Below are 21,794 nucleotides of genomic sequence, written 5' to 3' on the forward strand. Positions count from 1 at the left end.
ATTCTTCACAAAACCAGAGGGGATTCCCAAAGGCCCCAACGGGTGGAGGAACTTGAACGATATCGCATGACCGCGATCCTGCTGCGCAAAGCGTATGCGGCGCAGAAGACGTGCGGCCTGAACGAAGGTGGGAGAGACAATGGCATCACAAGAGCCAATCATCGCAATGCACGGGATCGTTAAACGATTTGGCGGCGTTGTTGCGCTGAACAACGTCGACCTTGAAGCCTACCCCGGGGAAGTGCTGGCCATTGTCGGAGACAATGGTGCTGGCAAATCCACCCTGATCAAGATCCTGACCGGGGTCTACCAGCCAACGGAAGGCAAAATCACGCTTGACGGCAAACCCTTCCAGATGGCCAGCCATTCGGACGCCATCGAAAACGGGATTGATGCGGTGTATCAGAATCTGGCCATCGCGGATCATCTGACACCTGCCGAAAATCTGTTTCTGGGAGCAGAACTGACCAAATCAATCGCCGGGTTCACCGCGCTCGACAACAAGCGCATGAAGGCAGAGGCGACCCGCGTTCTGAAAGACCGCCTTGGCGTACAGCTCAAGAGCATGGACGTTCCAACCGAGAGCCTGTCTGGCGGGCAGCGGCAGGCCGTGGCCATTGCGCGGGCCGTGCGGCATGACGACCTGCGTGTTCTGGTCATGGACGAGCCAACCGCGGCCCTGGGTCCGCAGGAAACCGCGCGCACGCTCGAACTGATCAAAGCGCTCAAGGCGCAAGGGCTGGCGATCATCGTGATATCGCACTCCCTCGACGATGTATTCGAGGTGTCGGATCGCATTCACGTCCAGCGCCGCGGTCAGTGCGCGGGCGTGGTCAAAACAGCTGAAACATCAAACGAAGAAGTGCTGGGCATGATTGTTGGCACGAAGACAGCGGCATAGGGGCAGACCAATGGCATCCAGCGACACAACACTTGATCAGCCCAGCTTTTCGGAAAAGATCGAACCCTACATCAGTTTTCTCGGCCCCATGGCGATGATCCTGGCAATCATTATTTTCATGGGGATAGCGGAGCCCGCGCGCTATTTCCGCGTGTCGAACATGACGCAGATCCTGCTCGATGCGGCCCTTTACATGCCCATGGCCATGGCGATGACCTTTGTCATCACACAGCGCGGCATTGACCTGTCCATCGGGTCGGTTGCGGCGCTGTCGTCGATCATCATGGCCTTTCTGATCAAGCAGTACGGGTTCCCGGCGTGGTCCGCCGCTTTGATTGCCCTGTGCCTGGGCGCCCTGATGGGTCTGATCAACGGGCTGGTCATCACGAAATTCAAAGTGCCGGACCTGATCGGCACGCTGGCGATGGACCTCGTCTATCGAGGCTTTGCGCTGGTGATTGCCAAGGGGCTGGTGCTCGCGCGCTTTCCTGACTTAATCACGGAAATCGGGCGGGGACAGTCACTGACCTTCCTGCCGACGCCTGTGGTCATCGGGCTGATCACGCTGGCCATCGGGTATTTCATGCTGAAATCAACGCATTTTGGTCGCTACACGATCTCTATCGGGTCCAACCCCGAAGCCTCCGAGATGACAGGCATCGCCGTGGACCGCCATCGCGTCTACGCCTACGTGTTGATGGGCACGATGGCCGCACTTGCCGGGATCATGCTGACCGGCAAGCTGAACGCCATTCAGGCGACCTCGGCCCCCTACTTTAACCTGCACGTCATCGCAGCGGTGGTGGTGGGCGGCACCTCTCTTTTTGGCGGCCGCGCCTCCATCGTGGGCTCACTGGCCGGTGTCCTGCTGCTGTCGATGATGATCAATGCGCTGGTCACGCTGCGCATCGAGTTTTTCTGGCAGTCCGTGGCCTCGGGCGTCGTGATCATCCTGTCTGTGGCGCTTTACACCTGGCTGCAAAAGAAGGACCGCGACGGGTCGGGCGGCATGGCCGCAGCCCTGCAAAACCCCGACAACCGCAAACTGTTGAAACTCACCGTTTGGATTGTCGGCGCGTTGGTGGTGCTCAGCATCATCAGCATGATCTTTGGTGGCCCCGCCAATCCAAGCGGATAACCACGTTCATCGGGCGGCTAACGCTCACTTCTGGGAGGACTTTACATGACATCACTCAAAACACCGCTGGCAGCAGCCCTGTTTGCCACCACGGCGGCCTTATCGGCAGGTGCCGCAGACTTACCATTGAAGGAATTGCCGGGCATTGCTGATCGCGATCATTGGTTGCCGGACGAGGTCAATCAGGATGGCGCGCTTGAGGCCCTTCAGGCCGCAACAGGTGGCGATGCGATCCCATACGCCGGCACGCAGGAAAACCCGCTGCAGATTGCCCTGATCTACCCGTCCGCGGATGTATCGGACTTCTGGGCGCGCAACTACATGGCGCTGACAAAACGGCTTGATCAACTGGGCATCAAATACGAAACGCGCGAGTTCGCATCCCGTCAGGTGGAGCATTCTTTGCAGGCCACATACGCCAGCCAAGTGGATCAGGACGCGGATCTGTACGATTTCGTGATCTTCGGCCCATCGGAACTCGCCACCCAGGCGGACAACATCGACAAGTTGTCGGCAAACCCTGATCTGACGACATTTGTCTGGGCGTTCCACACACCACTGAAGTATCTCAAAACACAGCCCGCGGGATGGTTCGATTTCTCCTCTGCGTATGGCGCGATCAAGATTTGTGACTACATGGTCGAGCGTCTTGGCAAGGATGTGACCTACGCCATGAACCGTGGCATCCCCGGCATCACCGACAACCAGCGCTCGGGTGATTTCAAGGACTGCGTTGCCGAAAAAGGCAATTGGAACGTGGTCTACGAACACTACGGTGAATACCAGCGCGAAGGTGGCTTCGAAGGCACACAGCTGATCCTGCAGGCCTATCCGGAAGCGAAAGTCATCCACAACGCCAACACCGCGATGTCGATGGGATCGGTCGAAGCACAGGTCGCCATTGGCAAGGAAAAAGACATCTTTTCAACAGGCTGGGGTGGTACCGGCCTTGAACTTGACGCAATTCGGCGCGGCGAACTGGACGCGACTCCGATGCGGATGGGTGACGACGTAGGCGCTGCGACAGCAGAAGCCATCAAGGCCCATCTGGAGGGGCGTCAGGATGAACTGCCGCTTGTCTTCCTCGGACGCATCACCGTGGCGCATGACAACATGAGCATCGAGGAAATCGACAGCCTTGAGAAAGAAGCCTTCCGCTTTTCCGGCGTGGGCGCACTGGAACGCTGACGCGTCAGACACGCGCCGCTGGCAACTACCTGAGCCGGTTTCCCGGCCTCCCCGCTGATCTGTCAGCGGGGAGGCCATTATAGTTGAGGTTACCCCTCATCCCTGCGATTTGCGGAGAATTCTGGTCGCGGGCCGGCACGCGGCGCGGGCTTCAACACCATAAAATGATTGATATTCCAACCGGGTCACGCCACTCATCTGACAGGTGTCAGGATTGCGCAAGAGGTAGTTAAGCGTGTCAGGTAGCGATATTATTCTGTTTCTTGACCTGTGGCCGTCCCCTGCCGAAGCAATGCGCCCCATTCTCGCAGCAAAGCGCCTGGGTCTCGAGGTATTGCTTGTCGCAAACCGCATCACACCGCAACAGGCCCAATCGGTTGACTACGCGATCGAAGTCAACAGCTATGACGGCGATCTGGTGCGCAGGACAATTGCGGGCTTTCCACAAAAAGATCGCATTGTCGGCGTTGCCAAGTGGCTTGACCGTTCTGTCGAGATCGCCGCGGCCTTGTGCGCCGATCTTGGCCTGCCGTCGATGTCGCTGGACGACGCAAAGGTCGCCCGCAGCAAGTTCCTGGCGAAGCAGGCGGCGGCTGCCGTTGGTGTCTCTGTACCCGGGAATGCCCTGATCACAACCCGTGATGGTCTGGCTCAGAATGCCGAGGCGGTGGGCTTTCCCGCCATCATCAAACCCTTGTCCGCCTCTGCATCACGGTATGCGTTCAAGGTGCATGACCTCGCCGAACTGACCACCGCTTTCGACAACCTGACACGCTGGACGAATGCCAACCGCGACCCGATATTGGCCCTCTCGCGCGGGTTCATCCTTGAGCGGTTCGTGGACGGCCGCCTCGTGACGATCGACGGCATCGCCAGCGGGGACACGATCCAGTTCGCGGGCATCATCGACCACGAAAACACCAAAGAGACATTTCTGGACTGGCAGCACATTTTTCCCGCACCACTGGTCGCGGAGCAACATGCCGAGTGTCTGGATGCCGCACGCAGGGTGGTCACCGCAACCGGTGTGAAACACTCCCCCTTCCAGGTCGAAGGCTTCATCACCCGAACCGGTTTCACCTTCCTCGAAATGGCGGCGCGCACTGCGGGTGACTACAACTCGACCCACCTTATTCCAGGTGTTTTGCAGACCGACTACCTGCGCGACTGCGTTCTGTCCTTTCTCGGCCATGTGCCCAATGGCGGCGCGGACTATCGCATCCCGCCCAATTGCTACGCCGGAACACGCTACAAGATTACCGACGCGACGGGCAGGTTCAGGGCGCTGGAGGGGTTGGGCACGGCCTCGCGGATACATGGTTGCGAACATGTATTTGTCGAGATCGGGGAGGGCCAGATGATCAGGCAACCCCCTGACGATTACTTTTCCAGCCGGGTCGCAAGCCTGTTCGCGGCAGGTCACACATACGCGTCAGTGGTGAAAACGCTCAAGGCAATGGATGCCAGCATAACACTGCATCTGGACACCCCCTAGGCACCGGCGTTCCCGGAACCGGATTTGACCTCAGGCCGGGCGCGTCAGCTTCGCGCACGCCCATGATTTTGCGTCGACCGTCTGGTCCCAGATCACTTCCCACCCTTCCGCCGTCAGAAACCGGGCCAACTCGCCCGAGGCAAATCTGCGCGAGCGGAAAACTTCGACGGTCTTGCCCTTCGGAAACAGCCATTCGCGGCCACCTGCCGAGCAAATAACGGTGTCGGTGAATCGCACGCGGGTCACATAGGCGCGTTCGTCGTCTTCATACACCGTTTCTCCCCTGATCCTTTCTGGAGGGATTTCCAGGTCTCGCAAGGGCGACATGACGCCAGCCAGAAAGTTTTCGCTGTTGTAATCCCGCAATTGCGTCGGATCCTTGCGGGCTTCATCGGCCGAGGACACGTTAACAATAAAGCGATCCGCCGGCTCGCAATACCCGGCAACCGCACGGCACACGCGCGCCGGGTCGTGGACGTTGCCCAGCATGCCACCCAGCAGAAGATGCAGGCGCGCGTCCGCGTCATTTCGCGCCAAAAGAGCCGGGAGATCAGGGTCGTGCCCCACCTCCAGATCGGTCACATGGGTGTCAATCGAAATACCGGGATGTGCATGGGCCACATGCTTCTTGGCAAGGGTCAAGAGGTCTGGGCTGACATCGACCAGAACAGCCCGGGCGATGTTGAGCCCGGCCCCCTGCAGAACCCGCAGCACCTGCGAGGAGACAACACCGCTACCGCTTCCGAAATCCACCAGATCAACCGTCTTGCCGCGCAGGTCGGACAGGTTCAAATCGGCGGCAAGATGCGACAGCGCGGCATGCGATGACACAGCCTGATAGCCCGCGCTTTGCGAATGGGCCACATGCCGCTGCGCCCCTTCTTTCCCGAGATAGGCAAATTTGAGGTCCAACCGTCCTGCATCGATCTGGGTGGCAATTGTCAATTGAGTTTTCATGGCACCCGTGCTTCGATATTCCCGGTCGGCTTTCCCGGCCAATTCGTTGAACACCTGTTACCCGAAAGCAATATTAATGACTTCATTTTTCAGCTTCATTGAAAGCCAGATGGCCGCGAACGTTCTATTGGCGGTCGAACTGCTCGTGATCGTGGCGGGCTTTATCTTCACGATCAAGAGTATCAAGCAAGCCAGCGATTCAAGGAACATCGATTTTGTCATCAATGCAGAAGGTCAGATCGACCCGTTGTTTCTGGCCCTTGCGGAACAGGATACGGACACCATCCGCCAGGTGCTGCGCAACCTCATTCCCGCCGATGTGCCCGACGACGAGGTCAAGGCGTTTGTTCTGACCTACTATGCTTACCGCCACGCCAGCCGCATCTATTACATGTTCTCCAACGATGACATCTCATTGGGCATGGATGCCACAGACCGCAAACGCATGGCCGACGAGTGGATGAATGAAATGAAGAAATACGATCTGGCCACCATTCGAAAAATCCATGCGTTCTCGAAACAAAGCGATGAGTTCAACGCGGGGTTCATGACCTTCGTGGATGAATTTCTGGCATCGGCAGACGACTAATGGTCAAAGAATATTTCGTTTCATGAACAGCACCACCAGATTGGTTCTTGGAACCCTTGTTACACTTGGGATTGCGGCATTTTCCTATGCCACTTCAGTGTTTGGGCTGATCCCAGAGACCGACGCGGCTTCCAGCCTCAACACGTCCATCATGATCACTATTTTGGGGTTCGTTGCGACAGAGAGGCTATCAGCCCATGCGTTTTTCAAAGAAAGAACCGACGCTGCAATTAATGACATAAATATCTTCGACTCAACATTCCGGCTGTATGAAGATTCAGCCCTTGCAACTGAGGATATCCTCAAAATCCAGAAACCGGTCGCCGCGATTTCCAACACGCATTTCAAATGCGACCATCTGGAGGGGTATGAGGAACAGTTTTACGAGCCCGGATTGGCAGCTCGTTTCAATAAACGGCGCAAGGCATTGATAGATTCCGGCACGCAGTGGACCGACTGCATTGGCCGTGTCGATACGGATATCTTTGAGAAAATTCATGCATGGGCGCGTGAAAAAGCCACCCGGAAGTTCTTTTTGTACGAGAGTGATCAGGAGTTTCCGGCCATCAATTTTATCCTGTTCGAGTTTCAGGACGGAACAAAGGAAGTCTATTTTGGTTGGCCGGTGTCGCACAAACAGCCCCGGGAGGGTAAGGTCTTCCGGTCACGCGACGCGGGCGTTTGCAGTCACTTCAAGATGGTTTTTCAGGCGATGTGCGCCTCGTCGGACAAACTCAATTCTACCGACACAGCGCCGGGTGCAATTGCCGCCGATCAGTCAGACGCAGTATAGATATACCGGTTCAACACGTCGGGACGCGAATAGGCTTCGTCTTTGAAAAAGAAGTTCATCACGACGACAATCCGCGTTGTCTGTGTTTGCAGGGCGGTGACATAATGCGGGACGTCTCGCGCATCAAAGAAAACGATTTTGCCAGCCTCGGCCCGGACCTGTTGCACCCCTTCCTCTGTTTCGAAACATAAAAACCCCCCGGCATCCGGGGCCAATGTCGTCACGAACCAGATGCCTGTCAGGTGATTTGTATCGACGTGTTTTTCGTAGCGTCCACCAACACCGGACATGACGTTGATGTTCACATTGCTGATCTGTTCCCGACCGGTCTGAACCTCCCGGCCTGTAAGCTCTGATGCCAATTGCACCAGATCTGCGCCGTAAAGATCGGTCAGCCACGCCGCGCTTTGCGCGATCTGGTCACCATTGACGACCTTGGTTTCGATCTTGTCGCCGGGCGCCAGTTTCTCACGCGCGGTCGGCGCGGTGTCATCAAAGGCACGACTATAGGCCAGGGCATCCACAACACTTACGATTTGATCCGCCCAGTCTTCGGGAAGATTATCGAGACGACCGACATCGGAAACGAAAAGCTCCATGGCCTGCTCTCAGTCGGACAAATTGTTTTCGAAGGGGCAAACCGCCTTGAAGAATGCACCGATCAAGCTGGTTGCCGCGTCAATGTCGGCTCTTGAACAGGCCTCTCGTACGGAATGCATCGCAAAAATGGGGATGCCGATGTCAACCGACCGAACGGCGAGCGCGGTTGACGAATGCGGCCCCAGCGAGCCGCCCTGCCCGCGGTCGGCACGGTATGTGAAGCTCTGCATGTTCATCTCTTCCGCGCCGGCGAGCATCTTGAGATGTGCCATCAAATGCGAATTGTAGGAATAATTGCCCCTGATCCCGTATTTCGCCACCGGTCCCGAGCCGACGATGGGCGTGTCCTGACTGTCAAAGAGATCCGGCGACAAAGGGTGCAGCGCATGTGCAACATCCAAGGATATCTGCGCAGATCGCCCGATCATCGCCTCGTAATTCCCGCCTGCGATACCCGCCAGAACTTTTTCGAACAGAGGTGATTTTGCGCCCAGCCAGGTGCCACTGCCGATCTCCTCCGCGTCAAACAGCGCCACCACGGGGATGCTGGAACCCTTGGACCAGTCCCCTGAGGTCAGCGCCGAGATCGCCGAGAAACAGGACACGAGATTGTCCAGCCGTGCGCTGCTGACAAACGCATCACCCTTGCCGAAGGTTGATGATGTCGCGGAGTCGTAGAGGCACAAGTCATGCTCCAGCGGCACGCCTTCCTGACCTGTTCCGGCAAGCAGTGTTTGCCAGAAGTCTTCCTCAGTAAGGGCCTCGCCGGTGTCAAAGAGACAATGCAGATCCGTTTGCGCATTCGGTTCCGACTTGTTCGCTTTCATGTGGGTCGGCACGCCCAAGGTTCGACATCTCAGCGGCGGCTCCAGCAGCTTTGGTTTGACGGAACCCTCCTCCTCGAAATAGGCCAGCCCGGCGATCCCAAGATCGCGATCCATCCAGCTAGCAAGGTTCGGGCCATCATAAGGATGCACGGCCAGGAAGTGGCATCCCATCTTCGAGAAGAAGGCCTCGCTCTTGATCTTAAGCGATGGGAAATCCGTATGCGCGGATACGATGTGAAAAGCGCTTGCCTGCGGTCCGTCGGGGACGCCCCAGGCGAAGACTGTCTTCCCCCCGCGGACCGTGAAATACTTGCCCGGCGTCTGGGGCTGTGGCGTGTCGACTTCCAAGAAACCTTTATCCCGGAGCCAGTCGCAGGCGGCACGGGTGGAATGATAAGGCGTCACCGATTTGTCTAGGAAGTCATGCAGGTTCATTGATCATCTCTCTTGGCATATTGATCCCGAAGCCCGATACCGCGTCGGCGATCTCTGGCGAGCAAACGACCCTTTGCTGCCCCGCATTCGGTGGCATGATGTGCTTGCGCCAAGGACCATTGAGGTTGTGTTGAAACTCGGCGCGGCTGATTTCGAACCACCTGAAGTCGAAGCCGAGCTGATCGGGGCGCTTTTCCGGCGGCAGTTGCGACAGGCTGGCGTCGCGCTGCGCGGTCGTTGGCTGAAACTCCCGGAACGACAGACTTTCAAAGACGGCCTGCGCGCGGGCATTGGGCTCGTCAATTTCGCAAAACACGCCCGTGGCAGTCTGATCACGATGAAAGGCGAGTGCCGTGCGTGAAATAATCAGCGTTTTGTAAAGAGACAGACCGTTCAGGATAACCCGGCCCTGACCCAGTTCATATGTCCCTCGCATACCGGTCATGATCAGCCCGGCAGCCACGATCGCTCCGCGTGACAGGCAGATGACGGCGTTGCCCCGGGCAATTGCGCGCCGCGTTTTGTCAGGCCGTACCGCGATGTGACGGTGATCATGGTCCTTGTAAAAGGCCATAACAGCCTCCGCCTCTGCTTCCGTTGCCGTCTTCCAATGGATCATGTCTGAAATTCCAGCGCAAAAAAATCCTCGCCATACTCATCGACAGGCGTATTGGCCAGTTCCCCGGTGAAAGCCTCGTTGCGGTGCATCGTACCGCCATAACGCTCTGCGAACCTGTTGAACAAGCTCATGCTTGGTGTGTTGTCGGGGTCGATACAGGCAGACATCAGCGGTTCTTGCGGAAAATGGTTGCGCAGGCTGTCCAGCAACATCATCGCGACGCCGGAGCGCCGATACGCCTCCAACACGCCGATCTGCCAGACGAAACGCCCGATGGCCGCATTGGGCGTTTCAAACGAACAGAGAAAGCCGATATCGCGCCCCTCATGGCGGGCCAGCAGTGTGCCGTTCGGAAATCCGGCGAGGAAAGACCAATAGGCAAAGGGTTCATGCTCCACCAAGGGCGGGCAGGCACGGGCCAACTCGCCGCAGGACCCGAAATCCCTCTGGGTTCCCGCATCGATTTGAATTCCTGTCTGCATGCCACTTGTTGCCTTTGCGCTGGGTGTCAGGACACGGGATCCTGTATTTCGAACTGCTCCAGAAACGCAGTGTAAGCGAGAACTGTTGTTTCAAGATCGGAAATCGCCATGATTTCGTAAGGGCTGTGCATGCTCAGGATCGGCGGCCCCATGTCGAAAACCTGAACGCCTTGCCGAGCGAAATGCATGGCCACGGTGCCGCCCCCGCCAAAATCCACCTTGCCCAGTTCCCCCGGTTGCCAGGGCAATCCATCGCGGATCATGATGTTGCGCATCTGGCTGACCAGAGAGCTGTCGGCCTCGCTGGCCATCCGTTTGCCGCGCGACCCGGTGTATTTCGCAATGCAGACCCCCTTACCCAGATGTCCGCTGTTGCGTTCATCCGTCGGCCCGGGCCAGGACGGGTCCAGTGCCACATTCACATCACCGCTCAGCATGACCGAGTTCGAAATCGTTTTGCGCAGCAGGAAGTAGTCTTTCTCGCCATAAGCTTCGAACACCTCAAAGAGAAAACGCTCCAGAATATTGGAATCCGCGCCATGCACCCCTTGCGATCCGACTTCTTCACGGTCGGTAAAGATGAATGCGCAGTTCTGGCCTTCCTTTTGCATTCGCAGGAACGCCTGCAACGCGGCAAAGGTGCAGGCCCGGTTGTCGTGGCCGTATCCGCCGATCATCTTCTTCTCGAAACCGACGTAGCGCGGCGCCATGGCAGGCACCGCCTCGAATTCACCGGTGATAAAGTCAGCGGCATCAAGCCCAAGCGTTTTCAGCATGTTGTCGACGAAGGCGCTGGACGTCTTGTCCTTGGCTTCCGTTTTGTCCGACAGGCCGGCAATGACGTTCAGATGCTCGGCGGAGATCTTGGAACTGTTGGGCGCGCCCCCGTCCGGCTGGTGCCCCAGGTGCGGTGCCAGATCACTGATCGTGAACACCGGGTCTGCTGCGTCCCGTCCGACCTTGACAGAAAAGCGATCACCCGATTTCGACTGGCCGCGACCGTGCAGTTCAAGCGGGATACCAACCCAATGGTGTTTCTTGATGCCACCATAGTAGCGCGTTTGCAGCGTGCCGACACCGAATTTTTCGACCGGCGGGACAGGTTTCAGATCGAGCCTTGGGCTGTCGACATGCGATCCGAGGATCTTTAACCCTTCTCCGATCCTCGAAAAATCCGCGATGGAAAACAACACGCCACAGCGATCGTTGAAGCGCAATGACAACTGCAACGCACCCTTGTCGTGCGACTGACCCTTCTCGGAAAACCCGCTTTTACGGGCCTCGTCATGAATGAAATCGCAGACCTCCACACCCGTCCTGCACGTCGCGAGAAAGTCAATGTACTGGCCCGCCAGTTCCATGGCTTCTTTCTTGCCGAGTTTGTTTTTGGTGTCCGCCATTCTCTAAAGGCTCCGCAGTTTAGGTGAGACCGTTTCGGTTGCGTCAGAGGGAGTCCGCGCGACCGTATGCGTCATCACAGTGTTTTCATCTTCCGCCGGTCATGCCGGCATGGCCAAATGGAACGGGCATTTACCGCCACCCCTGGCGCATTGGACAATGGCCTGCCGCGCCTGCTCTCCCAGATCGGACAGAGCCTGATTTTCCAATTATTAATCAGCATCTTAACTTGGCTGCTTTCGTCCGATACACGGGGCGACGTTAGCAACATGCAAATTGATGCACAATCGAATTTGTGTGAAGATCGGCGCGCTTGCGGGTCCATTTCCGGACTACACGTTAACAGGTATGCATCGCTCCGCGCATGATCTGCACGAATGACCCCGAAACCCTGCGAACCGGTTTGCAGAAAGGCTTGCCGCCAAACTCTCACAAACGGGGGAGCAGGCTTATCTTTCGAGCGGATTGCCACCGCCGATGTCGCCGGTCGCGAAGACGGGCCGGGCGATGTGGTCGGAGCGGATGAAGGCTATCTCGCCCGTGGCGCCATCGACCGTGGCCACCGGCGCGCCGTCCAGCCAGATGTATTCGCGCAGCAGGGTCGAAGTGCTGGTCAGCGGATTACGGTCATTTTCCGCGATCCGGTTGCCTTCGAGATCGTGTACGGAATGTATCGTCTGGCCCGTCTGCGTCAGACGCCGCACCACCTGCTGGCCGAGCGCGTTGTAGAGGTATTCAGGCCTGGACTACCGCTAATATAGCAGCGATTAATCCCGGTTGAAGTGAACGCAGCAAATTCCAAGGGCCAATACTAGGATAGCTTCACTTGTCAAAATCACCAACTTCACCTTGCAGAGTCGCCCTCACGAACCACTCATTTCAGCGTGGACAAAGAGTATTCAGCCGCATGATGCAAGTCGGCTCTTTTGGATAGAGCTGCAAGGAGTTCTCGAGCATTCTCTTCCGGGTAGTAGTTGGCAATCATATCGCATAGTGAAAACGCGTTCCCACTGGAAATAGTCTTTAGTTGAGAGCTTCTCAGAAAATCGGCAAACCGAACACTCTGGTCTTGGCTCAACGTCTCTCGATCCGTCCAAATGGCGGATGTAATACTGTGGAATTGGTCCGACCGGAGCACTTCGTCAATTGTGAACAATTGAACCAGCGCCAAAAAACTACTTTCCGAAATGCCCTCACCGCTACATGCCTCGGAAATAAGAACTTTGGATAGACTTAACAAATCTAGCCCATCAAGCTCCTTTTGCCTTTTTAACTCGACTGATAACAGAGGCTTTGTCAACTCTATCTTCCTTCAAAAACTTGGGATTGGCGAGAGTCCACCCAGTGGCGGTACTATCGAATATCGCCCTCCCCCGCCTCGTCCAGGTAGCCGAGGAAGTATGATTGGCGGCGGCAAGTTAGCAGATGGCACTCCGCGTTCTCCGCCTGATCCATCACAGTTATCACCGCCACAGAGTCTTTCATACTCCTCAACTAGACGAGCTAGTTGTATCTCATCCATCTTTATCAAGTACCGGTGACCCGCTCTTGTTGCGCGATGCGGTGCAGCACCAGGAAGATTTTCGGGCAGTGTTTTTGGATTCACTTTAAGGTCATTTTTCGGTCTTCAATTTTTTTCCGCAAGTTTTTCATTCGCTTTTCGAGATTCTTACATCTTTCATAATTTTTGTGCCCGGGTCCGACCGTTAGGCCTTGCGGATCTGTGTATCTGTTTGGGTTTTGGAGAGCGTATCCGTAGACGGATGCGCCATCGACGAGGCCGAGGGGATCTGCCTGGATGTATCGGCCTGTTGTGGGGTCGAAGTCGCGCATCCAGTTCTGGTGCAGGCCGTTTTCGCTTTGGAAGAACTGGCCGGGGAAGCGCAGGTCGGGGTTTGATCCGGTTGAGGTATGCACCCCGCCGAAGGGCAGGTAGCTGGCCTCCCAGACCTTCACGCCGACATCTTCCGTGGGCCAACACAGGTCGCCCGCTGTGGTCGCTGCGGATGAAGGCAATGTCACCGGTGGCGCCATCGATCATGGCCACCGGCGCGCCGTCCAGCCAGATGTATTCGCGCAGCAGGGTCGAGGTGCTGGTCAGCGGATCATTGTCGTATTCCGCGATCCGGTTGCCTTCGAGATCGTGCACGGAATGGATGGTCTGGCCGATGTGGGACGCATTTGTCTTCCGTGGGCAAATAGGCGTCGCATGGTTTCCGCGACGCAAGCGGCTTCACGCAACTCCGAGCTCAGACAGACTTCATCGCGCCGATCAGAGCAGGCAGCTCCGAATGGTGATCGAATGTCCCGTCATTGGTTATCTGATCGACCGGCGACTTTCTGTACCCGCCTGTGAAAAGCAAAAAGGGTACTTGCGCCCGGCGAGCGGTCTCGGCGTCGATTTCGCTGTCTCCGACATATATGAGCTTTTCTCCATCGAGATCTTCAAAAGCTGCTTTCAGCATGGCCGGATCCGGCTTCCGTGTGGGCAGGCTGTCTCCACCCCAAACCGTATCGAAAAAACGTTTTATGTGCAGATGATCAAGGACGGCATGACAGGGGCCGATCAACTTGTTGGTACAAATGCCAAGCGCATGATGTTCACGAAGTTTTTGCAGGCTGTCTTCAACACCCGGGTACAGACGGGTCTGGTCGAAGGATGTCGCATATTTTGCCACGAAGGCCTCTGTCAGATCCTCTTGCCGGTCGGGAGGAATGTCCCTGAGGTCGCGCATCCTACGGATGAACACATCAATCCCGTTGCCGATGAAGCTGCGGGTCTCGGCCAGGCTGAGAGGAGCGATATTATCCTGTGCGAGCAGCGCGTTGGCGATGCCCTGTATCTCCGGCGCACTGTCGATCAGCGTCCCGTCCAGATCAAAAACGATGCGAGCGCGGATCACGGGCGGACCACCATGTGGCCCTGCGCGACCCGCTCGACTAGGCTGTCGCAGGCACGCAGACGGAATGGCGCAGTTGCATATCCTGCAAAGGTTTCCATATCGCGCCCCGTCTTCATATGATCGCTCCGCGTACCTTGGCCGATACCCATTCGCTTATGATAACCGCAACAAGGATTACGATCAGGATGAGGCTCACCTGTGGCCATGCAAGCACGTTCAGAGAGGCGGACAATTGCAACCCGATGCCGCCTGCGCCAACCAGTCCCAGCACCGTGGATTCGCGGATGTTGATGTCCCAGCGGAACACGGCAATCCCGGCAAAGGCGGGCAGGATTTGCGGGACGATCCCGTAGGCCATGACCTGCCACCGGGACGCGCCGGTGGCTGTGATCGCTTCAACCTGCGCATGGTCGATCTCTTCTATGGCCTCATAGAGCAGCTTTGCGCAGAACCCGATGGAGCGAATTGCAATGGCGATCACACCGGCAAAAACGCCGGGACCGATAATGGCGATCAACAGCAGCGCCCAGATCAGCGAATTGATCGACCGGGTCGAGACGATGATCAGCAGGGCAACCGGCCGGATCAAAAGCGCCGAAGGGGTTGTGTTGCGCGCGGCGAGGAAAGCAACGGGTACCGCCAGGAACAGCGCGATGAGAGTGCCGAGGGTTGCGATGTTCAGCGTGTCCCAGATGGGGCGTCCGAGTTGGGTGATGTATTCCCATTTCGGCGGTGTGGCACGCGTCCAAATGTCGTTGGCAATACGCGGAGCGTCCCAGACAAAAAACCATGTCGTGGCGTCAGAGATTATCTGCCAGCAATATACGAACGCCGCCACGCCAAGCAGCCAGCCGAACCACCGCCCAAGGCTTTCCTTCCCTGTCCGGCGACGCCAGACTTGTGTGCCATCCCGGTCAAGTACTGGCATTATTGCACCCTCGCCCGGACGATGCCGGAAACATATTCCAGCGCCATCACGATCCCGATTATCATGATCAGGATCGCGGCGGCCGTGTCGTATTCATATCGGTCAAAAGCCGTGTTCAGCGTGGCTCCGATGCCGCCCGCGCCGACGAGGCCCAGAATTGCGCTTTCGCGGAAATTGATGTCGATGCGATAGATGGAGAGCCCTACGAGCCGTGGCATGACCTGCGGTTGCACGCCGTAATTGATCCATTGCATCCAGCGCGCGCCCGATGCCCTGATCGCCTCCGCCTGTACCCGGTCCATGGATTCGATATCCTCTGCGAGGAGTTTGGAGAGAAATCCGATGGTGGCGAAGGACAGGGTCAAAAATCCGGCCAGCGGTCCGAACCCGAAGATGGCGACGAGCAGGATGGCGACGATGATTTCCTGCAATGCCCTGCTGATCGCAACTATGCCGCGGCAGGCGACATACACGGGCAGAGGGGCGATATTGCGTGCCGCTCCCAAGCCGATGGGGATCGAGATCAATATGCCGACGACAGAGGCGGCGACCGTCATCACGATGCTCTCCAGCAGCCCAGCCCAGATATCACTGGCCCGCGACACGAAATCCGGGCTGGTGAAGGCAAGGATGAACGCCCAGCCACGATCAAGGCCTTCGTATACACGCCCCCAATCGACCTCGATGGTCATGACAGCGGCAATCATATAGGCGACAAAACCAGCAATCACCGCCCAGCGGAGCGCCGGGTTCGTGATGAAATGCGGCTTGCGCCATGAGGTGCCGAGCTTGTCCTCAAGCTGGATGTCGCTCATTGCGCCGCCTCGATCTCGTTGCCGTTGTCGTCAACGGCTTCAATAGTCGCCTCCCAGTCCTCTTCGCCGTAAATCTCGGTCAGTTTCCCGGGCGTCAATCCGTTTGGCGGCCCATCAAAGACGATCTCTCCGAAACGCAGGCCAACAACGCGCGGCACAAACATCTGCGCAAGAGCCACGTCATGGATGTTGATGATCGCTGCCAGCCCACGTTCGCGGCATAGTTCGGTGATCAGGCGCATGATCTGGCGACTGGTTTTCGGGTCGAGGGATGCGGTGGGTTCATCCACCAGCAACAACTTGGGGTTCTGGATCAGCGCGCGACAGATGCCGACACGCTGGCGCTGACCGCCGGAAAGCTCATCAGCACGCTTGTCGGCCATGTGCAGCAGCCCCACACGGTCGAGCAGGCGAAACGCCTCGTCCACATCCGATTGCGGGAACCTGCGCAGAAAGGATCGCCAGAAGCCCACGAAACCGAGCCTGCCCGACAAAACGTTTTCCATCACGGTCAACCGTTCGACCAGCGCGTATTCCTGAAAGATCATGCCCATCTCGCGCCGTGTCTTGCGCAGGCCCGTGGCGCCCAGCTTCACAAGATCAACCCCGTCAAGGAGGGCTTCACCACTTGTGGGCTCCACGAGGCGGTTGATGCAGCGTATCATGGTGGACTTGCCCGCGCCCGATGGTCCGATCAACGCGAGCACTTGGCCCTTCGGGACCTCCAGATCTATCGCCTTGAGCGCTTGGTCACCCGTCTTATATGTTTTTGTTAGTTTTTTTAGCTGCAGCATGCCCTGCCCCTGAGACTGATCGCAGGCCCACGGCTGTGGGCCCGCTGTTTCTTTCTGGTAGCAGATTATTCGCAGGCGTAGGAAACGCCGTTGGCCGCATCGATTTTGCGGATCACGTCCCAGAATTCCTGATAGGTCATCTCAAGGAACTGGCCTTCGTTGGACTTCGAGAATTCGGCTTCCAGCGATGTGCCTTCCCAGTCGAAACTGAAGAACGCATTGCGAATGCTCTCCTGCAATTCCGGCGTGAGGTTATAGACGGTGCCAAAGCCGGTCGTCGGGAAAGTCTGTGACTTGTAGATGGTGATCACATCGTCTTCGCTGATCACGTCACGGCTGATCATGCGCGACTTGACCGAGTTGGCGATGGAAGCAGCAAGATAGTCCTTATTGGCCACGCCGAGGATCGAGTTGTCGTGCTTGCCGGAATAAACCGGCTCGAAATCGCGTTCGGGGAGAAGATCGAAATCACTCTTCAGGATCGCGGAGGGCGCCTTGAAGCCCGAATTGGATGTCGGAGACGTAAAGGCGAGTTGCTTGCCCTTGATGTCTTCGACCTTCTCGATGCCGGACCCCGGATATGTGATGATCTCCATCTCATAGCCGAAGTTGCCGTCCTTGGAGGCCATGATAGTGAAGGGCCGGAAGCCTGCACAATTCACGGCCAAGGGGTTTGAACCGGTATTGAAACCTGCAATGTGCAAACGGCCTGACCGCATCGCTTCGATCTGGGCGGCGTTGTTCTGAACCGGAAAGAAGACGACATCTTTGCCGGTTTCCGCTTCGAGATGTTCCAGAAAATCCGACCATGCCGTTTTGTACACTGCGGGGTCTTCCACCGGTGTGTAGGCAAAAATCAGCGTGTCCGGGTCGATCTGCTGAGATGCGTCCGTCGGAATATCGGCGATCAGGTCGCCATCGGCGTCGCAAAACCGCTCATCCAGATCGCCGCGCGGGCATTCCTGCGCGGATGCCATCGAGCCGATCGATAGAAAGGCGATCGCGGATGCACTCAGCATCAGTTTCCAATTAAGTTTCATTTATTCTTCCTCCCTGGTTTTGATTGTCTTAATTACTGACTTTGCTGCGCACTATCTGCAACACGAATATCCACCCTTGCCGCGATCAGTGCATCCAGCAAATCCTGTTCCGGCCTTGCGTCGGCAAACACGGTGTTCAGCCCCTCGATGCCCACAACCCGCGCCAAACCTTTCTGACCGAACTTTTCAGATCCTACCAAAAGCTGGCAGGTCGATGCGCGTCTCAACATCTCCCTTTTGACGGCCGCGAAGCCGTGAACGGTCTCTGAGACACCGTCCTTGCACAGCCCGGATGCACCCATCATGCACCGGTCCACATTGTAATTCCGCAAAAACTCCAGTGTCTCCGTGCCGATCACCGCGCTTTCGGACGCCTGATACTCTCCCGGGCACAGCAGGACATTTATCGCCCCGTGGCCGAGCGTCATGGCAACCGGCAGCGAGTTGGTGATAACAGTGCAGGACACACCACGATAGGCCAGCGCTTTTGCCAGTTCGATGGTCGTGGAACCTGAATCGATCATAATCGTTTCGCCCTCACACACTTCGGCGGCAGCGAGAGTGGCGATGCTCGCGCGTTCGGCGACGCGGCCGGCGGTGCGCTCTTCAAGACTGGGATAATGTCCCTGAACAGGAACAGACGCACCACCGTGGGCACGATCAATCAGCCCATCCTTTGCCAGGGCATCCAAATCCCGCCGCAGCGTCTCGGCCGATGCATTGAAGCGCTGTGCAAGGTCGCTGATCCGCACGTGCGGGCGCAGCTTCAGCTCAAGTAAAATCTGCTTGCGACGCTCTGTCTTTTTAAGCTTGCCATTGCGGTCACCCAATCTCGTATCCTGAGCTGCTGTTTCCACTGAACGACCGATCCCACTCATTTACCGCCGTAAGACTGAGGTCTTTCACAGCATTTTGCAATTTCTTTGTTGCTTAAACCACAATTGGATGAACAGAATTGGGAAACTGCAGCCTGACATGGAGTTGACTACAATCGCTTTGCCTGTGTTTTCCCCAATCATCGAGACCCCGTCATGATCATGCTTGCCGCGCATCTGGCCGCGGCGGTTGCGCTGCTGCTGTGGTCGGTTCGGTTGATCCGGACAGGGGTTGAGCGAGCATTCCTGCCGCAACTCAAGCGCCGGCTGAAGACCCTTGCAGGCAATCCGATATCTGCAGCCTCGGGCGGCGGTCTCGCCGCGATGCTGATGCAGAGCTCGACCGCGGTGGCGCTTATTGGTGCCGGATTCGCGGTTTCGGGAATACTGGCGCCGCAAGCCGCGCTGGCGCTTTTGCTGGGAGCAGACCTCGGCTCGGCACTTATGGCGCAGGTTCTGGTATTGCCGGTTCAGGGTGTCATCCCCTTTGCATTGCTGACCGGGATCGTGACTTTTCTCAAGGCAAGCAACCGCAAGATCAAACAGATCGGGCGAATTATCCTGGGTGTCGCGCTGGTCCTGATGTCACTGGAGATGATCCGAACCGCGACCTTGCCCATCGCCGGAAACGAAATCGTCCAGGCAATCGGGACCTATTTTGAAGCAGATTTAGTGAGCGCCTACGCCGTCGGCGCATTGCTGGCGTGGGTCATGCATTCCAGCCTTGTCGCGGTGCTGACCTACGCCGCCTTTGCCGCAGCGGGAGTGATCGCGGGACCGGTAGCAGCGGCGATGGTGATCGGGGCCAATCTTGGCGGCGCGCTCATTCCCTTCGTTCTTTTGTGGTCCGGCGAACGCCCGGCAAGGCTTGTTGTTGCCGGCAACCTTGTCGCGCGCGGTCTGGTCACTGTCCTCATGCTTCTGCTTCTGATCGGTGGCGTCATCGATATGACCCTTCTGGGCGCGGCGGCAGGCCAGCAGGCAATTGTCCTTCACATGCTGCTCAACGGCGTTCTGATCATACTGGCCCTTCCGTTTGTCGGACCGCTGCTTCGCGGGATCGACGGCGCATTGCCAAAGCATCCGCAGGCCATGAGCGATAGTGTGTCCGCACTGGACCGCGATGCGTTTGATCATGCTCCGCTGGCCTTGGCCTGCGCGCAGCGTGAACTGCTGCGGATGGCTGAAACCGTGCAAGCGATACTCGTTCCGGTCATGCACCTGTTCCGCGGATGGGATCCGGAACTTGCGCGCGTGATCGAACGGCGTGAGGATGATATCGACCGGATGCATTTCGACGTGAAGATCTATATTTCGCAGCTTCGTGAGACTGAACTGAACGACGCTGAAGGCAAAAAGACATTCGACATCGTTGCGACCGCAAACAGTCTTGAGGAAGCCGCCGACAGGATTGCGGTGAACCTTGTCGCACTGGCCAGGAAGATGCACGATGGCGGGCTTGCGTTTTCGGATCAGGGGTTGGCCGACCTTGAAGACTTTCATGACCAGGTTGTTTCAAACGGACAGCTGGCGCTGAGTGTTCTGACCACCGGTGATGCAGAGGCCGCACGGCAGCTTGTCGCTGAAAAGGACCGCATTCGGGTCGAAGAACAGAAATTGCAGGAAAGGCACCTCAAGCGGTTGCAGCCGGGTCCATCCGCCAGTCTGGACACCACCAACATCCATCAGGAATCACTGCGCTTGCTCAAGCAAATCAATGCGGCGCTGTCCTACGTGGCATACCCGATTGCCAAGGAAACAGGGGACTTGCTGGACAGCCGCCTTGCGCGTGCAGACGGGCTAGGAAGCCGGGTATGAGCAAGAAATACGCGCGTCTGGTCGATGAACACGACAGGGCCGAAAGCCTGAAGACACTTGCCAAACGCTTTAACAGTATGGCGATCATTGGAAATTTGCGCAAAGCCTCAAGAAGCTGCGCACAACAAGAGCCGTAAAAGGCCGGTCAAACGAAAACCATGGGAGGAAAAAACATGAAGAGATTTGCTACCACATTAGCGGTATCGGTGCTTGCGCTATCCGCGTCGCTGTCGGCCGCGCAGGCCGACAAGCTGACGTTTTACTGCAGTGCGCAGGAAGACTGGTGCCAGTTGATGGCCCGCAGTTTCGAGGACGCGACAGGCATTGATGTAAACATGACACGGAAATCGTCGGGTGAAACCTTCGCCCAGATCCGTGCGGAATCGTCTAATCCGAAGGGCGATGTCTGGTGGGGCGGTACAGGCGACCCACACCTGCAGGCAGCCGAAGAAGGTCTGACGATGGAGTATGTCTCGCCGATGCGCGACCAACTGCATGATTGGGCCATCAGCCAGGCCGAAAGTGCCGGCAACAAGACCATCGGTATTTACTCCGGCGCTCTTGGCTACGGCTACAACACTGATCTGCTGGCCGCCAACAACCTGCCAGAGCCGTCGTGCTGGAAAGACCTGTTGAAGCCTGAATACAAAGGCCATGTGCAAATGGCGAACCCGAATTCCTCCGGCACGGCTTATACGACGCTGGCGTCAATGGTGCAGATCTTCGGCGAAGACGAGGGTTTTGACTTCATGAAGGGGCTGCATGCCAACATCAACCAGTACACGAAATCAGGGTCTGCGCCCATCAAGGCGGCCGGTCGTGGCGAGAACACCATTGGCATTGTCTTCATGCATGATGCGGTCAAACAGGCCGTGTCCGGTTTCCCGGTGAAGGTCGTCGCACCTTGCGAGGGAACAGGCTACGAGATCGGCTCCATGTCGATCATTGATGGCGCCCGCAATGAGGAAGAAGCCAAAAAGTTTTATGACTGGGCGCTAAGTACCGAGGCGCAAAACCTTGCGCTGCAGGTCAACGCCTTTCAGGTGCCTTCGAACAAGGGAGCGGAAACGTCTCCATCTGCGCCCGATATGAGCACGATCAAGCTGATAGACTACGACTTCAGGAAGTACGGCTCCTCCGACGAACGCAAGCGCCTGCTGCAAAAGTGGGATGAAGACGTTTCGGTTTTGCCGCAATAA

General features: G+C 57.2%; 24 protein-coding genes. 9 read left to right on the top strand and 15 right to left on the bottom strand.

Annotation, left to right across the window (positions count from 1 at the left end):
• Window positions 1-139 precede the first annotated feature (139 nt).
• From KX928_RS14455 to KX928_RS14470, 4 genes are all read left to right on the top strand, one after another.
• Complete coding sequence (locus KX928_RS14455) at window positions 140-901, top strand: ATP-binding cassette domain-containing protein (protein WP_219504002.1); 762 nt, start codon at window positions 140-142, stop codon at window positions 899-901.
• Window positions 902-911: 10 nt separating this feature from the next.
• Window positions 912-2,039: an ABC transporter permease gene (locus KX928_RS14460; protein WP_219504004.1), complete on the top strand. Its 1,128-nt coding sequence runs from the start codon at window positions 912-914 to the stop codon at window positions 2,037-2,039.
• 45 nt (window positions 2,040-2,084) lie between these two features.
• Entirely contained in the window at window positions 2,085-3,227 is a 1,143-nt protein-coding gene (locus KX928_RS14465) for a substrate-binding domain-containing protein (protein ID WP_219504006.1), read from the top strand.
• 235 nt (window positions 3,228-3,462) lie between these two features.
• Window positions 3,463-4,722, top strand: a complete 1,260-nt coding sequence (locus KX928_RS14470) for an ATP-grasp domain-containing protein (protein ID WP_219504009.1) — start codon at window positions 3,463-3,465, stop codon at window positions 4,720-4,722.
• A gap of 30 nt (window positions 4,723-4,752) precedes the next feature.
• Here the strand turns inward: KX928_RS14470 and KX928_RS14475 are convergent, their stop codons facing one another.
• Entirely contained in the window at window positions 4,753-5,679 is a 927-nt protein-coding gene (locus KX928_RS14475; protein ID WP_219504012.1) for an L-histidine N(alpha)-methyltransferase, read from the bottom strand.
• Between the two features lie 76 nt (window positions 5,680-5,755).
• On the opposite strand from KX928_RS14475, the gene KX928_RS14480 reads away from it, so the two are divergent.
• Window positions 5,756-6,268 (top strand): hypothetical protein, encoded by a 513-nt coding sequence (locus tag KX928_RS14480; protein WP_219504015.1) that lies wholly within the window; start codon window positions 5,756-5,758, stop codon window positions 6,266-6,268.
• A gap of 22 nt (window positions 6,269-6,290) precedes the next feature.
• The gene (locus KX928_RS14485; protein ID WP_219504017.1) at window positions 6,291-7,061 is read left to right on the top strand and encodes a hypothetical protein; all 771 of its coding nucleotides are present in this window, start codon (window positions 6,291-6,293) and stop codon (window positions 7,059-7,061) included.
• Here the strand turns inward: KX928_RS14485 and KX928_RS14490 are convergent.
• The 14 genes from KX928_RS14490 to KX928_RS14555 all read right to left on the bottom strand — a co-directional run bounded on the left by KX928_RS14490 (window position 7,043) and on the right by KX928_RS14555 (window position 18,732).
• Window positions 7,043-7,660, bottom strand: coding sequence for a 2OG-Fe(II) oxygenase family protein (locus KX928_RS14490; protein WP_219504022.1), 618 nt, complete (start codon window positions 7,658-7,660; stop codon window positions 7,043-7,045). The two genes, KX928_RS14485 and KX928_RS14490, sit on opposite strands and share 19 nt — an antisense overlap.
• Before the next feature lie 9 nt (window positions 7,661-7,669).
• Window positions 7,670-8,923 (bottom strand): zinc-binding metallopeptidase family protein, encoded by a 1,254-nt coding sequence (locus KX928_RS14495; protein WP_219504025.1) that lies wholly within the window; start codon window positions 8,921-8,923, stop codon window positions 7,670-7,672.
• Window positions 8,910-9,542: a hypothetical protein gene (locus KX928_RS14500; RefSeq protein WP_219504028.1), complete on the bottom strand. Its 633-nt coding sequence runs from the start codon at window positions 9,540-9,542 to the stop codon at window positions 8,910-8,912. Before KX928_RS14500 ends, KX928_RS14495 begins: the two co-directional genes overlap by 14 nt.
• Window positions 9,539-10,024 carry a GNAT family N-acetyltransferase gene (locus KX928_RS14505; RefSeq protein WP_219504031.1) on the bottom strand — a complete coding sequence of 162 codons (486 nt, stop codon included), beginning with the start codon at window positions 10,022-10,024 and terminating at the stop codon, window positions 9,539-9,541. The genes KX928_RS14500 and KX928_RS14505 overlap by 4 nt, the downstream gene beginning before the upstream one ends.
• Before the next feature lie 26 nt (window positions 10,025-10,050).
• A complete protein-coding gene (locus tag KX928_RS14510) occupies window positions 10,051-11,424 on the bottom strand; it encodes a M20/M25/M40 family metallo-hydrolase (protein ID WP_219504033.1) in 1,374 nt (457 codons plus the stop codon).
• Window positions 11,425-11,871: 447 nt separating this feature from the next.
• Window positions 11,872-12,126: a hypothetical protein gene (locus KX928_RS14515; RefSeq protein WP_219504036.1), complete on the bottom strand. Its 255-nt coding sequence runs from the start codon at window positions 12,124-12,126 to the stop codon at window positions 11,872-11,874.
• 170 nt (window positions 12,127-12,296) lie between these two features.
• Window positions 12,297-12,722: a hypothetical protein gene (locus KX928_RS14520; protein WP_219504052.1), complete on the bottom strand. Its 426-nt coding sequence runs from the start codon at window positions 12,720-12,722 to the stop codon at window positions 12,297-12,299.
• Window positions 12,723-13,024: 302 nt separating this feature from the next.
• On the bottom strand, window positions 13,025-13,444 hold the full coding sequence (locus KX928_RS14525; RefSeq protein WP_219504055.1) for an RHS repeat-associated core domain-containing protein: 420 nt from the start codon (window positions 13,442-13,444) through the stop codon (window positions 13,025-13,027).
• A 227-nt stretch (window positions 13,445-13,671) separates the two neighbouring features.
• The gene (locus KX928_RS14530) at window positions 13,672-14,325 is read right to left on the bottom strand and encodes an HAD-IA family hydrolase (protein ID WP_308342342.1); all 654 of its coding nucleotides are present in this window, start codon (window positions 14,323-14,325) and stop codon (window positions 13,672-13,674) included.
• Window positions 14,326-14,437: 112 nt separating this feature from the next.
• The gene (phnE, locus tag KX928_RS14535) at window positions 14,438-15,253 is read right to left on the bottom strand and encodes a phosphonate ABC transporter, permease protein PhnE (protein WP_219504056.1); all 816 of its coding nucleotides are present in this window, start codon (window positions 15,251-15,253) and stop codon (window positions 14,438-14,440) included.
• Window positions 15,253-16,068: a phosphonate ABC transporter, permease protein PhnE gene (phnE, locus tag KX928_RS14540; protein WP_219504059.1), complete on the bottom strand. Its 816-nt coding sequence runs from the start codon at window positions 16,066-16,068 to the stop codon at window positions 15,253-15,255. Before phnE (KX928_RS14540) ends, phnE (KX928_RS14535) begins: the two co-directional genes overlap by 1 nt.
• Entirely contained in the window at window positions 16,065-16,862 is a 798-nt protein-coding gene (gene phnC / locus KX928_RS14545) for a phosphonate ABC transporter ATP-binding protein (RefSeq protein WP_219504062.1), read from the bottom strand. Before phnC ends, phnE (KX928_RS14540) begins: the two co-directional genes overlap by 4 nt.
• 65 nt (window positions 16,863-16,927) lie before the next feature.
• A complete protein-coding gene (gene phnD / locus KX928_RS14550; RefSeq protein WP_219504065.1) occupies window positions 16,928-17,902 on the bottom strand; it encodes a phosphate/phosphite/phosphonate ABC transporter substrate-binding protein in 975 nt (324 codons plus the stop codon).
• 32 nt (window positions 17,903-17,934) lie between these two features.
• Complete coding sequence (locus KX928_RS14555) at window positions 17,935-18,732, bottom strand: DeoR/GlpR family DNA-binding transcription regulator (protein ID WP_257883813.1); 798 nt, start codon at window positions 18,730-18,732, stop codon at window positions 17,935-17,937.
• A 201-nt stretch (window positions 18,733-18,933) separates the two neighbouring features.
• Between KX928_RS14555 and KX928_RS14560 the strand changes: the two genes are divergently transcribed.
• The 3 genes from KX928_RS14560 to KX928_RS14570 are packed head-to-tail and all read left to right on the top strand — an operon-like array spanning window position 18,934 to window position 21,794.
• Window positions 18,934-20,595, top strand: coding sequence for a Na/Pi cotransporter family protein (locus KX928_RS14560; protein ID WP_219504069.1), 1,662 nt, complete (start codon window positions 18,934-18,936; stop codon window positions 20,593-20,595).
• On the top strand, window positions 20,592-20,732 hold the full coding sequence (locus tag KX928_RS14565; RefSeq protein WP_219504071.1) for a hypothetical protein: 141 nt from the start codon (window positions 20,592-20,594) through the stop codon (window positions 20,730-20,732). The genes KX928_RS14560 and KX928_RS14565 overlap by 4 nt, the downstream gene beginning before the upstream one ends.
• Before the next feature lie 36 nt (window positions 20,733-20,768).
• On the top strand, window positions 20,769-21,794 hold the full coding sequence (locus tag KX928_RS14570; RefSeq protein WP_219504073.1) for an ABC transporter substrate-binding protein: 1,026 nt from the start codon (window positions 20,769-20,771) through the stop codon (window positions 21,792-21,794).

The sequence above is a fragment of the Roseobacter insulae genome (assembly GCF_019375555.1).
Classification (GTDB): domain Bacteria; phylum Pseudomonadota; class Alphaproteobacteria; order Rhodobacterales; family Rhodobacteraceae; genus Roseobacter; species Roseobacter insulae.